We start from the raw sequence: 14,234 nt of genomic DNA, 5'->3' as shown, positions 1-14,234 counted from the left end.
CTGGTTGGGGCCCTGAAATTCGAAGCTGGGGAAATACTTAGATCGCGTCTTTGCCGCCGACGATGGATGCTAGAAGCGGTATCCCAACGTGAGTCCGTAGGTCCGCGGCGTGTTGTACCAGACATTCTGGTATCCGAAGAGGCCGACCTCGACGACATCGATGATATTGACCTCGTCGGTCAGGTTCTTCGCCCAGACGGCCAGTTCGACCCGCTCGTCGATGCTCGTCCAGCTGAACCGCATATCGAGATTGGTCGTCGCGCCCTCGCTGCTCAACTCGCGCAGCTGCCGCTCGTCGTAGAAACGGTTGCCGGTATAGGTGAAATCGCCGCGCAGGGTGAAATCGCCGATATCGGTCGGGACGGTATAGCGGCCGTAGAGGTTGAACTGCGTGTTCGGGGCTCCGGTCAGCCGGTTGCCGCTCAGATCCTCGACGACCCCGCCGACCTGCCGCGTGAAGTTGCGATATTCGCTGTCGAGCAGGCCGAGACTGCCGCCGACCTCGAAATTGTCGGTCACCAGCGCCTGGAGTTCGAATTCGAGCCCCGAAATCCGGGCGTCCGACGCGTTCTCGATGAATTGCAGCCCGCCGGCGGTGAAGGTGAACACCTGGAGATCGCTGTAATCGTAGAGGAACGCCGTCGCGTTGAACTGCACCCGCCGGTCGAGCAGGGTCGTGCGCAGCCCCGCCTCGTAGCTGACCACGATCTCCGGATCGTAGATTTCGAGCGCGCCGACCGGGTCGTTGAAGGCGCCGGTATTGAAGCCGCCGCTGGTAAAGCCGCGGTTGACGCTGACAAAGGCCATGACGTCTTCGGTGAACTCGTAGCTGAGCGCGGCGCGGCCCGACCATTCGGTCCAGCCTTCCTCGAGCGCGATGTCGAACAGCGGTCCGGGGAGCAGCGACATGCGATTGGCATCCGTGCCGAAGCTCCGATGATCGAGATTCCGCTCCTCATAGTTGATCCGGCCGCCGATCGTCAGGCTCAGCCGCTCGGTGATGTCGAACTCGGCCTGGGCGAAGGCCGCATAGGTGTCGGTTTCCTGGACGTAGAACTGGTCGAACGCCTCGAGCCCGCCCAGCGCGAAACTGACATCGGCGAGATTGTAGAAATTGTTGACCTCGCCCCGCTCGTGATAGGCGAACACGCCGATCAGCCAGCTGAACCGGTCCTCCGCCGGCGAGCTCAGGCGCAGCTCCTGCGAGATCGTCTCGAACTCGGACGGCCCCCAATCGATCGTGAAGATCGTGCTCGGCGCGCCGTTGCCTTCCTGCAACACATGGCGTTCGGACCGTTCGAAGCCGGTCACCGAGGTCAGCGTGAACCCGCGTCCGAAGGTGAAATCGCCAACCAGCGACACGCCGATCAGATCGATATCGGCAAAGGTGCCGCGTTCATAAGTGTTCACATAGGGATCGGGGTTGGGATCCTGATAGCCGAGAAGATCGACGCCCTGCCCGGCGATGATCGCGCTCGACGGCAGTTTGACGAACGCGCCGCCCGCCAGCTGGACCGGATCGAAGATGCCGCGATGCGCGCTGTTGTTGTGTGTCGAGTCCGATCCGCCGCCATGGATGTTGAGCCGGATGTCGATGTCGCTCGTCGGCTGCCAGCGGAAGATCGCCCGCGCCGCCCATTGATCGACATCGTTGACCTGCCGGCCGGTGCCGAGATCGGTCAGATAGCCGTCGCGGCGCTGATAGGTGCCGGCGAAGCGCGCCGACAGCGTGTCGCCGAGCGGCACCGAAACTGCGCCCTCGACGTCGAACGCGTCGTAATTGCCGTAGCCGGCGCGGACATAGCCTTCGAGATCGCCGTCCGGCAGGCGCGAATAGACCGAAATCGCGCCGCCGGTCGCGTTCTTGCCGTAGAGCGTTCCCTGCGGTCCGCGCAGGACCTCGATCCGGTCGAGATCGTACATCTGGAAAAGCTGACCCGACGGGGCCGAAAGATAGACCTGATCGAGATAGACGGCAACCTTGCTCTCGGCCGTCTGGTTGAAGTTGTTGTTGCCGATGCCGCGCATAAAGATCTTGGGATTGGAGGTGCCCCAGAGCGCGCTGATATTGAGGTTCGGGACGGTCGAGGACAGGTCCTCGACATCGTTGAAACCGCTTTCCGCTATTCGCTCGGAATCGAACGCGCTGATCGCAAGCGGGACATCCTGCAGCGATTCCTCGCGCCGCTGGGCGGTCACGATGATGGGGCGAAAGCCTGTGGTCTCTTCGGCCGGCGACGCCAGAACCGAAGGTTCGGCGTCCGGCGAAGCGCCGTCCGTCTGCGCGTGAACCGCCGCCGGTATCGCCATCGCCGCGATTCCAGCCAATAATGCTCCCCGCGTGATCGTCATTCTTCCCTCCCAATGTCCGTCCCGTTTTCGGGCTCTGTCGCGGCGTCAGATAGACGACGCCATGTGTCGTGATTGTGGAGGCAGGGCCAATTCGCCCCGCCCGGATGGGTGGGCTGGCGTCGACTATCCCACCGACCGTCCGGCTTTCTCCCAATAGGGTTTGCGCAATTCCGTCTTGAGAACCTTGCCGCTGGCGTTGCGCGGCAGCGCATCCGTCCGCTCGATGCGCCGCGGCACCTTGTAACCGCCGAGCCGCGTGCGGCAGAAGGCGATGACCTCGTCGGCATCGATGTCCGCACCGTCGTCCGTGACGACCAGCGCGAGCAGCGCCTCGCCATATTTTTGATCCGGCACGCCGATCACGGCGGCATCGACGATCCGGGGATGGTCGAACAGCACATTCTCCACTTCGCGCGGATAGATATTCTCGCCGCCGCTGACGACCATGTCCTTGATCCGGTCGCGGATATAGAGATAGCCCTCGGCGTCGACTTCGCCGGCATCGCCGGTATGCGCCCAGCCGCCCTCGCGGAAACCGGCGGTCGCCTCGTCGAGCTTCCAGTATCCGGGCACGATCTGCGGCCCGCGGGCCAGTATCTGGCCGATCCGCCCTTCGCCGAGCGGCGCATCGTCTTCGTCGGCTATCCGCAAATCGGTGCCTGGCAACGGCCGGCCAGCGGCAAGCAGCAGATGTGCTTCCCCGGACAGCGCCCGGCGATGCTCGTCGGCGCCCAGCAGGGTCAGGATCGCGGTGGTCTCGGTCAGGCCATAGGCCTGGTAGACGTCGCAGCCGAACAGGCCGACCGTCCGCCGCAACACGTCCTCGGCGATCGGCGAGGCCCCGTACATCAGCAGTTTCAGCGCCGACCAGTCGCGCTCCGCAATATCCGGAACCTGCGTCAAACAGGCCTGGATCATCGCCGGCACGAGGAAAGTGAAGGCGACGCGCTCGCGATCGAGCGTGTCGACGACATCGGCCGGATCGAATTCCGTCTTGAGGATGATCGCCATGCCGCGCGCCGTGCACAGCGCCGCGATCCAGACCGCGGCCGCATGATAGAGCGGCGTGACGACAAGGGCCGTGTCGCCGGCATCGGGCAGCCGGGTGATCATGTTCGCGGCCTGGGCGAGATTGGCGGCATAATTGGCATGGGTGACTATCACGCCCTTGGGCAGTCCGGTCGTGCCGCTCGTATACATCTGGTAGAAGATATCGTCTGACGCGATTTCGCAAGTGACGGGCGCGGCCGACTGTTCGGCCAGCCAGTCCCGACAGCCACGCGCCCGATCCCAGCTCGCGTCGAACGAGAGATAGTGCGAGATGCCGGGCAGCTCATCGGCGATCGAGGCGATCGCCGCGTCGTAACCGCTGCCGATGAACAGCGCCTTGGCCTCGGCATCGGTGAGGATATAGCGCCATTCGGCGGGCGCGAGACGATAGTTGAGCGGCACGGGAACCGCGCCGGTCCGCGCCGCGGCCAGATACATCAGCCACATATCGGCGCAGTTCTGCGACAGATAGCCGAACCGGTCTCCCTTGCCCAAATCCAGGGCGAGAAGGCCATTGGCGATCCGGTTCACCTCGTCCGCCGCCTCGCCGAAACGCAAGACGCGCGTCCCGTCGTCGATGCACAGCTGGTCCGGCCGACTGCGGGCCAGAAAATCGAACATGTCGTGGAACAGCAGCGTCTCGTTCATTCGCCGGCCCTTAACGCCGCCAGGCATTCCAGGACGATTTCGGGACCCATATCGGCGCCGATCGCGATCTGAAGCTGTGCGGCCTCGGCGCGCGCGATATCGGCCCGGACCAGCGCCCGGGCACCGATCGTCTGGCAATCGCCCTTGCCGACCGGCGAGATGGCGTCGCGGGGTTCGGGGAAGCAGAATTCGGCGTGCGGATGGTCGGCCTGGCCGAGCACCGCCATCGCGCAGCCCAGATGGTCGGCGATGCGAAACAGCGGATTCGCCGCCGCCAGGCCGGCCGCGTCGGCTTCCGCGATCGCCACCGCCGCCAGCCGATACTCGCCCAGCGTGCGCAGGATATCGCCGAGCGCCATCGCGGCGGTGTCGAGCGCATCTTCGTCATCCTTCCCGCCGATAGCCGCTGCGGGGCCGGGCAGAACCGGGACGATCCTGTCCAGCATCGCGGCACCGTCCAGCGAAGCCAGCGCATCCGTCAGCGCCGCGAGCAAGGCACCGTCGGCCACCGCATCGTCGAGGCGTTCGGCCCGGTCTTCCGGAGCGTCGCCACCGGGCGGCGCGAACCGGTCGAGCAGCGGCGCGAGCGGCAGCAGCAACCGGTCGGCATCGAGCAATTCCGCCGCCTCGGCGCAGAGCCGCCCGATCTCGCCTGGCGCGCTCCACGGCTCTTCGCCGCCCTGCAGGAGCGCGGTCGCGTAGCCATGGGCCTCGATCCAGAGCGTCCGCCCCATCGTCAGCCCCTGCCGGCCCGGGCCAGTTCGGCTTCGAGCCGCTCGATCTTCGCCTCGAGCGGATTCTGCATGATCACCGGCGGATTGACCGCGCCGGCCGGGAAATAGCGATCGCGCGATCCGGCATAGACCATCGCCGGATCGTCCCACGATCCGAAATAGGGCAGCTCCGCCGGCGGCCCGTCGGCGACATGCTGCGCGCAATACTCGTCGAAGGAGAGGCTTTCGGCGAGCCGCTCCTTGCGCACATCGTCGCGCGCGGCGGCGGTCGCCTCCCGGTCCACGATCCGCGTTTCCGGATCGAAGACGACGCGATAGATGCGCCATGCAACATCGTCGGAAACAAGCTCTTCCTCGAAATCGCGCATCACGTCTTCGGGATCGCGTTCGAGCGGATCACCGAAGCCGCCGCCCGTGCCTTGCGCGATCATGTAAAGCTCGCCGCGCTCGGCCAGCGCATAGGGCAGGAACATCGGATGCGTACTGTATTCGCCGTCCTCGAAGGGCCGCTCGTTCATCAGCGCCTCGATCGAATAGCGGAAGCTGGCCGGATCGCTCTGCATCTTCTCGAAAACGTCGACGCCCGAAATGCGAGAGAGCGGATAGGTGGGGCAGCCATAGCCGCCGAACAGGCCCGGCACGTTGGGGAATTTGGAACCGATCGCGGTCAGCATGAAGCCCCAGATCGGACTGTCGCGCAGCGCGAGGATCATCTGATAGCCCATGCCGCCGCGCTGGCGGCCGAAACCCTGATTGTCCTTCATCAGCTTCTTGGAGACGAGCTGCACGAAGGGCATCTCCTCCTCCATGAATTCCTGCTCGCCGATATCGGCCATCGTCGCGAAGATCGGCGCGCAGCTGTGCTGGCCGTCGCGGTCGGGCAGCGCGCCGCCGCCCATGCCGTTGATGTCCGCACAGACATTGCCGACCATCTCGCCATGCTGGGTGACGCCGCCGAACAGGAAGGTGTTAATCATGTTGAACCAGGGCGCGAGCACCCGGGTATATTTGCGCGGCACCGAATAGAGGAACTTCATCACCGAGACCTGGGCGACGCTCCACGAGGTGAAGACCGACATCATGCTCTGCGCGTTCGGCGTGCCGAAATCGGGTTTCAGGATCGAGCGCTCGTCGAAGACGAACTCGATCGGGTTGAGCACTCCCTGGTTGCGCGGCAGGTCCGGCCAGACATAGGTCAGGAACAGCTGGGCCAGCATGCCCTTCAGCGTGATGTCGAGCGAATTGTTGGACCGGTTGGTGAATTCGGGCGACGAGCCGCGATAGTCGAAGATCAGCGTGTCGCCCTTCTTGGTGAGCGCCAGGTTGATCTTGATCAGAGCATTCTCGCGCAGGGTGCCGTCGGTCCACCAGCTGTGGCGCACCGTGCCGTCGGGCCATTCCTCGAGCCGGCGGCGGACCTCGGTGTCGGTGTCTTCGAGGTTCGAACGCAGGCAGGACACGACCGCCTCGACGCCGAATTCGCGGATCGCCTCGTGGATCCGCTGTTCTAGCCGGCGGCAGGTGAACATCTTCACCTTCATGTCCGAATATTGGAGCTTGGGCTCGCGCACCGAATTCTGGAGGAAGGTGACGATGTCGCGGCGCAAGGTGTAATTCTCGGCGACCTTGAACGGCGACATCTTCAGCCCCTCGTCCCAGATCTGCTCGGCCATGGAGGGCATGCCGCCCGGCTCGATCGCGCCATTCTCGCCTTCATGGACGGTCGCGCCGGCCCAGGCGACGAGTTCGCCCTCCCAGAAGACCGGCATCATCATCGACTGGTCGGTATTGTGCGCCTGGCCGTAGCGCGCGTCGTTGACGAGGAAGACGTCGCCCTCCTTCACGCCGACCGTCGGTTCGCCAGTCCAGTATTTGTTGATGAACTTGATCGGATACTGGACGAGATTGCAGAAGATAACGACGCCGCCGGTGCTCGCCAGGCTGAGATCGCCCTTGGCGGTGAAGATCGCCGACACGCAGTCGCCCCATTTCGCGCCCGGTGCGGCGCCCATGCTTTCGAGCATGTCGAAACTCTCGTTGGCGCCCGCGAGCAGCCGTTCGCGGACGATCTCGAGCCGCGCCGGATCGCTCTCCGCCGCCATGCAGCGGTCCTCGAGCGGGGTGCGCTCCTCGATGCCGTGATTTTCCATGATCGTTTTGTCGGGCGCGAGGAACAGGCTCGCGTCGCGCAGGAATTCGCTGACGCCCTCGTCGGGCGTTTCTCCCGCGGCCCCGCCGGGCGCGTCGGACGTGTCGAGGGTCATGGCCGTTCTCCGCTGTTGGTGTCGACGCGTTCGAGCCAACCCGCGCCATAGTCGCCGATCGCGAGCCGCCAGCCGGGTTCGACGAGGAAGGTCATCGATTCCGAGACCACGACCGCGGGGCCGGTCACCAGCATCGCCGGTTCGAGATCCTCGAGCCGGTAAAAACCGGTTTCGACGGGCCCGTCGTGATCGACGAAATGGCAGGCGCGGCGCTCGACGGGTTCGGGCGCCGGACGCAGCCTGTCGGCGGCGGGCAACACCTTCTTGAACTGGAGCTTGGGGGTCCGGACATAGGAGGCGACGCGGATCGTGTTGACGCGAATGCCGGCTTCGGGCGCCTGGCTGCCTTCGCCGAACCGCTTGCCGTAATCGCGTCCGAACAGCTCGATCAGCTCGAGCAGTTCCGCGCTGCTCGTGATCCGGTTGCGGCCGACGACGACCGCGGTCTGGGCGAGCTGGTTCCCGTAGCGCATGTCGAGTTCGAGCCGGTGTTCGATATCCCCGTCGGCATAGCCCTGACGTTGCAGATCGGCGCGGCCCCGTGCCTCCAGCCCCTCGACGATCGCGTTGAACGCGTCGAAATCGTCGAGCAGCGCCCGGGTCACGCTGTCGTAGATTTGCAGGTAGAGCGAGCGTTCATGGATATGGAGCTGGTCCATATTGCCCGCGCCGACCGCCGAGAAGATCGAACTGAACGGCGGCACCAGAACCTTCTCGATCCCGATGGCGTTGGCGATTCCGCAGGCATGGAGCGCGCCGTTGCCGCCATAGGCGAGCAGGGTGAACTGGCGCGGCTCATAGCCCCGCGCGCGCAATTCCTGGGCGATGCCGTTCGCCATGTCGTGATCGATCTTCTGCTTGACGAGCTTGGCGGCGGCGATCTCGTCGATGCCGAGCGGCTTGGCGACATTGCGCTTGAACATCGCGGCCGCGCGCTTTTCGCTGAGCGCGATGCGCCCGCCCGCATAATTGTCGGGCTCGAGATAGCCGAGCAGCAGATCGGCATCGGTCACCGTCGCCTCGCGCCCGCCCTTGTCGTAACAGGCCGGGCCGGGATCGGAGCCCGCGCTTTCCGGGCCGACGGCGACGGTCCGCCGCAACCGGTCGTAGCGCGCGATCGATCCCCCGCCCGCGCCGAGCGTGACGAGATGGACCATCGGGATGTTGACCATCCAGCGGTCGATCACGGGATTGAAATCGTAGAATTTGACGCCGCCCTCGACGACCAGCCCGATATCGAAGGAGGTGCCCCCCATGTCGCTGCAGACGATGTTGCCGAGATCTGTCTCCGCGGCGAGATGTTCGGACGCGCCGATACCGGCGACCGGCCCCGAATGGATGGTCTGGAGCGCGTCGGTCGAATTGAGCTGCGCCATGCCGCCCGAATTGTGGACGACCTGCATCGGGCGCTCATGCCCGTTCTCGCGCAGGTTCAGTTCGAGCGTCGACAGGCCCAGATACATCGCCTTGTGGAGAAAGGCGTCGAGTATGGCCGAGGATGTCCGCGCATATTCGCCTTTCCGGCCTGCGACGAGATGGGCGAGGATGATCGGCGCCGAGCCCAGCATATGCTCGGGATATTCGGACCGGATGAGTTCCTCGACGCGCAGCTCGTGCGCCGGATTGACGACCGAGTTGACGAGGCTGACGACGAAGGCCTGGGCGCCTCGGTCAACGAGCGTCCTGACCTGCGCGCGGACATCGTCCTCGTCGAGGGTCATGATCACCTCGCCGCGCTCGGACATCCGTTCGCGTACGCCGGCGATCATCGGGATCGGCACGATCGGCGCGGGCCGCTCGGCCATCGGCAGGTCCTTGCGATAGCGATCGGACAGACCCTCGCCGTAACCGCGCCCGCGGCTCAGCGGTATGCTGCTTTCGAAGCCCGCCGTGGTGATCAGCCCGACGGCCGGCCCGCGCCGTTCGATCAGCGCGTTGGTGCCGAGCGTCGTCGCGTAGCGGACGCTGTCGACCTCGCGCATGACCTCTTCCAGCGAAACGCCGACCTCTTCGAACGCCTGGCCGAGCGCGGCATTGAAGCCGAGCGCCAGATTCTGGTGCGTCGTCAGCGCCTTGGCGGAGACGTAATCGTCGCCCCAGACGAGAAAGCAATCGGTGAAGGTGCCGCCGATATCGACGGAAACGCGCTGCATCAGCCGCCTCCCTTTTTGTGATGATGCGGCGGCGCGACGAATTCCGGACCGAGCGCCGGCTCGGCAAGCGGCTCGCGGTCCGCCCATTGGGCCTTGAGCGCATCGAGATCGAAATCGATGTCATGCGCCGGCGGATGGCCGGGCGGCAGATATTCGGCCTCGATCTGCCGGGCGCAGTGCGGGCAGTAATATTCGACGATCCGCACCCATTCGGGGTCGGGCGCGAAGGTGAATTCATAACGGTCGGGATCGATGATCGGCGCGTGGATCTCGCGCGGATCGCGCGGACGGACACGCAGCCCCTTCTTGTAGTTCTCCCGCGCCGATCCGAGTTCGGCGTCGCAGCCGGTGCAGATCCATTGCTCGCTGTCGAGATCGATTGCGAGGGCGTCGGTGATGAAGACACGCATGGTCAGGCTCCTTCCCGCTCGACGAGGAGATCGTGGTTTCCGGTAATCGCGAAGCGCCAGCCCGGGCGGATCCAGGCCGTGAAGAACTGCTCCTCGACGAGACACGGGCCGCTCGCGCCATCGGCGGGAGACAATGCTTCGAGCCGGTAAAGCGGCATGCCGCCCATCGCCACCCGCTGCTCCGCCGACGCCGCTTCGTTCTCGGTTGACTGGCTTGCCGGACCGAGCGCCGTCGCCGGGATGGCGCGAACGACCTCGAGGGTGACCAGACCGGCGGCGTCCGTAGGCGCCTGGTCCAATGGGACGGATTGCGCCTCGTCGCCGGACCCGACGAGCCCGCTCCATCGCAATTCGCATTCATCGAGCGCGAACCCCTCGCTTTCCATCGCGCGCGCCGCACGCTGCTCGAGAGCGGCGCGCGCTCGCTCGACCGGCTCGGGCGCGAAGGCCGAAACGGGTTCCGCATGATCGTGGCGGACCGGACTGAAGCCGATGCCGAAGGCGCTGAACACGGCGGCGAATCGCGGAACGACAACGCGGCCTATATCGGCTTTCTCGGCGATGCCGCACGCGCTCATCGGCCCGGCGCCGCCAAAGGCGATCATCGCGTCGATCGCACCGCCCCCTGCCAGATCCCCGATTGCATCGGCGATCTTCCCTTCATAAGCCTGCGTTGCCGCCGCGATCGCCTGATCGAGATCGATGCCGAGCGGATCGGCGATATGGGCGCGCACCGCCTTTTCGGCTCGCTCCCTGTCGAGCGCCAGCTTGCCACCGAAATAGCTATCGGGATCGAGAATGCCGGCCAACAGCATGACGTCGGTCATCGTCGCCGCCGTGCCGCCGCGGCCGAAGCAGGCGGGGCCCGGCAGGGCGCCCATGCTTTCCGGCCCGACCCGGATCTCGCCCTCGGCCACCGACAGGACCGAGCCACCGCCCACCGCGACGCTCCGCACATCGGCGACCGGAAAGGCGATCGGCGCGCCATCGACGTCGCCGAAGCGATGCTCGGCCACCTCGCCCTTTTCGAATATGGCGAGGTCGGTCGTCGTGCCGCCGATATCGATCGAAACGAACCGCTCGAACCCGTAATGGCGCGCCAGCACCGCCGCGCCGACGGCGCCGCCGCGCGGTCCCGACGAATAGGTATGGAGCGCGATGGTGCGCGAAACCCGGGTCGACCCGCCATCGTTGCGGAAAACGAGCAGCGGATTGCGGATGCGGTGCCGCCGCAGCTTGTCCTCCGCGTGATGGAGAAACTGCTCCATCGACGGGTGGAGAAAGGCGTTGATCAAACCCGACCAGGCGCGGCGAACCGCATCGGCGCCCGGGGCGAGGTCGGTCGAAAACAGCAGCGGGACGGCACCGAGAAGATGCCGGGGGAACGCCGCATAGAGCGCGCGCCGGAGGTCGGCTTCGGCGTCCGTGGCCCGATCGCCGTCAAGACAGATTACGAGCCGGCTCGCGCCGTCGGCGATCAGCGCGCGCACGGCCTGAACCGATTCCAGGGTCGAAACGCCGTCGATCGCCGCCCATCGCGTATCGATCAGTCCCGCGAAAAGCTCCGGCGCGGCCTCGCGTATCGCGACCGCCTGGGCCTCGTTCGCGACCAGGAGCCCGAGCCGCGGCCCCTTGCGCTGCGCGATGGCGTTGGTGCCTTGCGTGGTCGAATAGCGGAGATGGTCGATCGCGGCGACGAGCTGAACGAGATCGCCTTCCCATCCGAGACTCTCGCCGAGCGTTTCCAGCCCGGCCATCAGGCATTCGGTCAGGTCGTGCGGCGTCGTCAGCGTTTTCGCATGGACGGTCCTTTCGCCGTCAAAGGCGCAAATGTCCGTCAGCGTACCGCCATTGTCGATATTGACCAGCAGGCCCATAACCGCACTCTCCCCCGAACGTCGGGCGGGTCGTCCCACCCCTTTTCATCGTTCAAGAGAATCATCTGACCCAGCACCGCGTCCACGGCCCCACCCGGGTGGGTAGGTCGGCCGGCTAATCGATCAGCTTGAAGTGCCGCGCCGCCTGGACCGCCTGCATCCGATTACCCGCGTCGAGCTTGGCGAAGATGTTCCGCAGGTGGAATTTGACCGTGTTCTGGGAAACCGAGAGGCGATCGGCCAGATCCCGGTTCGAATGGCCCTTGGCGAGAAAGTGGAGAATATCGATTTCGCGCGGCGTCAGGCTTTCGCTCGGGCCTTCGATCGCCATTTCCCGGTCGTCGCCCTTGTCGTCCGTTCCGATGCTGCCGCCTTCGCCGAGCTTGACGAGCGTCTTCACATACTGCGCCACATCGTCCTCGGCCCATTGCGGCGCCGTCGCGAAATTTTCGCTGGCAAGGTGGTTGAGCATGCGGATCGCGGCCGACCCCTCGTCGAGAAAGATGCGCTGCATGCGGCCAGGCGCGGCCAGTTCGACCGCCTCGATCATCACCCGCCGCGCATGGGCCAGCTGCCGGTCCATTTCCAGGCTGATCGCCAGCAGTGTCTTCAGCCGGATCAGTCGGCGAACGCGCCGCTTGACCGATGCCGTGCGGATTTCGGCCTGGAGCACCGCCCGCGCTTCGGCGTGCCGGCCGCTATGGACGAGGAAGCGGGCATAGGTGATCCGCTGCGCTTCGAGCTCACCGCTGACGAAGATCAGCTGCCCTTCGGTCGGCAACCGCGCATCTGCGCCGAGCGCGCGCAGCCGCCGCTCGGCGGTCTCGAAATCGCCGTGCAGCGTCGCCTCGCGCACGAGCTCCGCGCGGCCGCAATTGACGAGCCTCGCCAGCCCGTATTTGTGCCCAGAACTGATCAGATATTCATAGAGTTCGTGCGCATATTCGCTCTTGCCCTTGAGCGCGGCCATGCGGGCCAGAGTCACTACGCCCAGGCACAGGGGATCGACGATCGACTGTTGCTGGATCAGGGGCAGATAGGCCGAGATGACCTGCTCGGCCTCGACGAGATTGTTGCGTTCGTACAGCGCCTCGCCGAGATGCGCGGCGACCACGCTTCCGGCAAGGATGCCGGCCGGCGCCTCCATGTCGATCTCGCGCAGCGCGCGCCGCAGATGGTCGATCGCCTCGCCCAGTTCCCCTTCTGACAGTTTGAGGCTGGCATGGATCGAATCGGCATAGGACCGGCCGAAATAATTCTGTGCCTTTTCGTGGAGCGGCACCGCCCGCAGCAGCAGGTCGTGCGCTTCGGGAAACTGGCTCTGCGTGCCGAGCCAGAAAGCGAAGGCATTGAACGCGACGGCTTTCGAGAAAGGCTGGTCCTCGGTGAGCCATTTTTCCGCATCGCGGGCACGCTCGCCCATTTCGGCGACCCGGTCTTCGGCGGCCAGCACGAAAATCCGCAGCACTTCGAGTTCGGCGCGCTGCACGGCGTCGGCATCGGTTTCGGCGAGCGCGGCCTCGCACAGGTTGAGCAGGTTGTGCGCCTTGGCGAACTGTCGGCGGAATCCATAGGCGATGATCGCCGCATCGAGCAGCTTGGGCCGCGCCTGGACGATCTCGAGGCCCAGCTGTTCGAGGAGCGACACCAGCAGGCCGAGCCGCTCCTCGCGCACCAGCTGGTCGGCGACCTGTTCGAGGCATTCGGCCGCCTTCTCGGTGTGGCCGGCGGCCAGGTAATGGCTGATCGCGACCTCGTTCATCCCCGCCGCGGCGAACCATTCGGCCTTGTGGGCGTGCCGGTCCGCCAGCGCCTCGGCGCTGATCTCCTGCTTGAGCTGTGCGCGCAGAAAATCGCCGAACAACGGGTGAAAGCGGAACCAATGCTTGTCGCCGTCGACGGGATCGAGGAACAGCCCCTCGTCACACAGCCGATTGAGCAGCACCCCGCCCGTCTTGCCGCCGAGCCGGTGATCGACCAGTTCGCCGCATAGCCGGTCCGCAAGGCAGATCGCCAGCATCGCCTCGCGGGTCTCCTTGCTCTGCGCCGAAAAGACCTCCTGCGCGAGATAGTCGACCACCTCGTGCGTCATGCCGCTGCGCAGGGCGGTCGCCGATCCCTGCTTGGTCGAGGAGAGCGAGAGGTTGATGAACTGGAGCGCCGCGGGCCAGCCGTCGATGCGCCTGTGCAGGCGGCGGACCTCCTCAAGACCGAGCCGGCAGCGCTCGGCAAGGAACTGATAGGCCTCGCCGAGATCGAACCGCAGATCGACGCTGCCCAGCATGATCGCCCGGCCAGAAAGCTTGAGCCGGGCGCTCGCGATATCGGGCACGGCGCGCGTCGCGACGGCGATCCGCTTGCCCGGCGGCAGGGCTTCGATGATTCGTTCGAGCAGGGCGTCGGCCTGGCCGTCCGCGAACTGGTCATATTCGTCGAGCAGCAGCAGCGCGGAGCCCTTGATGGCGGCAACCAGCCCGGGAATATCGCGGCGCGCGCCCGTATATTCGCCGCCCGATTCCTCGACCAGCCGTTCGGCGGCGCCGACGAACATCTGCACGAACCGCGAGAGATCGGAATCCTGCGAAACCGGCGTTATCCAGGCGACCCGGCCACCGGCGGCCTCTTCCTCCGCCGCGAGCTGGCGCAGCAGGGACGATTTGCCATAGCCGGCCGGCGCCTGGACGAGAATCAGCTGCGCACCGCTGGCGCGGATTCTCTCGAGCAGGTTTTCGCGTCGCAAGTCCAA

At 65.6% G+C, this 14,234-nt stretch carries 8 protein-coding genes; all 8 read right to left on the bottom strand.

Annotation, left to right across the window (positions count from 1 at the left end; translation table 11 throughout):
• Positions 1 to 69 precede the first annotated feature (69 nt).
• A complete protein-coding gene (locus tag HFP57_RS16455) occupies positions 70 to 2,352 on the bottom strand; it encodes a TonB-dependent receptor (RefSeq protein ID WP_176870810.1) in 2,283 nt (760 codons plus the stop codon).
• Positions 2,353 to 2,475: 123 nt separating this feature from the next.
• Positions 2,476 to 4,050, bottom strand: a complete 1,575-nt coding sequence (locus tag HFP57_RS16450; RefSeq protein ID WP_176870809.1) for a long-chain-fatty-acid--CoA ligase — start codon at positions 4,048 to 4,050, stop codon at positions 2,476 to 2,478.
• Positions 4,047 to 4,784: a hypothetical protein gene (locus HFP57_RS16445; RefSeq protein WP_176870808.1), complete on the bottom strand. Its 738-nt coding sequence runs from the start codon at positions 4,782 to 4,784 to the stop codon at positions 4,047 to 4,049. The genes HFP57_RS16450 and HFP57_RS16445 overlap by 4 nt, the downstream gene beginning before the upstream one ends.
• Before the next feature lie 2 nt (positions 4,785 to 4,786).
• Positions 4,787 to 7,048, bottom strand: coding sequence for a hydantoinase B/oxoprolinase family protein (locus HFP57_RS16440; protein WP_176870807.1), 2,262 nt, complete (start codon positions 7,046 to 7,048; stop codon positions 4,787 to 4,789).
• Positions 7,045 to 9,201, bottom strand: coding sequence for a hydantoinase/oxoprolinase family protein (locus HFP57_RS16435; protein ID WP_176870805.1), 2,157 nt, complete (start codon positions 9,199 to 9,201; stop codon positions 7,045 to 7,047). Before HFP57_RS16435 ends, HFP57_RS16440 begins: the two co-directional genes overlap by 4 nt.
• Positions 9,201 to 9,611, bottom strand: coding sequence for an acetone carboxylase subunit gamma (locus HFP57_RS16430; RefSeq protein WP_176870803.1), 411 nt, complete (start codon positions 9,609 to 9,611; stop codon positions 9,201 to 9,203). The genes HFP57_RS16435 and HFP57_RS16430 overlap by 1 nt, the downstream gene beginning before the upstream one ends.
• A gap of 2 nt (positions 9,612 to 9,613) precedes the next feature.
• On the bottom strand, positions 9,614 to 11,488 hold the full coding sequence (locus tag HFP57_RS16425) for a hydantoinase/oxoprolinase family protein (protein WP_176870802.1): 1,875 nt from the start codon (positions 11,486 to 11,488) through the stop codon (positions 9,614 to 9,616).
• 115 nt (positions 11,489 to 11,603) lie between these two features.
• Positions 11,604 to 14,234: a winged helix-turn-helix domain-containing protein gene (locus tag HFP57_RS16420; protein WP_176870801.1), complete on the bottom strand. Its 2,631-nt coding sequence runs from the start codon at positions 14,232 to 14,234 to the stop codon at positions 11,604 to 11,606.

The organism is Parasphingopyxis algicola (assembly GCF_013378075.1).
Taxonomy (GTDB): domain Bacteria; phylum Pseudomonadota; class Alphaproteobacteria; order Sphingomonadales; family Sphingomonadaceae; genus Parasphingopyxis; species Parasphingopyxis algicola.
The sequence above is the reverse complement of the archived record's forward strand: the minus strand, read 5'-3'. Positions and strand labels throughout refer to the sequence as shown.

What these genes read in the sequence shown, in the direction of transcription:
- HFP57_RS16455 (WP_176870810.1), bottom strand. Translation starts at nt 2,352, where the DNA reads ATGACGATCACGCGGGGAGCATTATTGGCTGGAATCGCGGCGATGGCG.
- HFP57_RS16450 (WP_176870809.1), bottom strand. Translation starts at nt 4,050, where the DNA reads ATGAACGAGACGCTGCTGTTCCACGACATGTTCGATTTTCTGGCCCGC.
- HFP57_RS16445 (WP_176870808.1), bottom strand. Translation starts at nt 4,784, where the DNA reads ATGGGGCGGACGCTCTGGATCGAGGCCCATGGCTACGCGACCGCGCTC.
- HFP57_RS16440 (WP_176870807.1), bottom strand. Translation starts at nt 7,048, where the DNA reads ATGACCCTCGACACGTCCGACGCGCCCGGCGGGGCCGCGGGAGAAACG.
- HFP57_RS16435 (WP_176870805.1), bottom strand. Translation starts at nt 9,201, where the DNA reads ATGCAGCGCGTTTCCGTCGATATCGGCGGCACCTTCACCGATTGCTTT.
- HFP57_RS16430 (WP_176870803.1), bottom strand. Translation starts at nt 9,611, where the DNA reads ATGCGTGTCTTCATCACCGACGCCCTCGCAATCGATCTCGACAGCGAG.
- HFP57_RS16425 (WP_176870802.1), bottom strand. Translation starts at nt 11,488, where the DNA reads ATGGGCCTGCTGGTCAATATCGACAATGGCGGTACGCTGACGGACATT.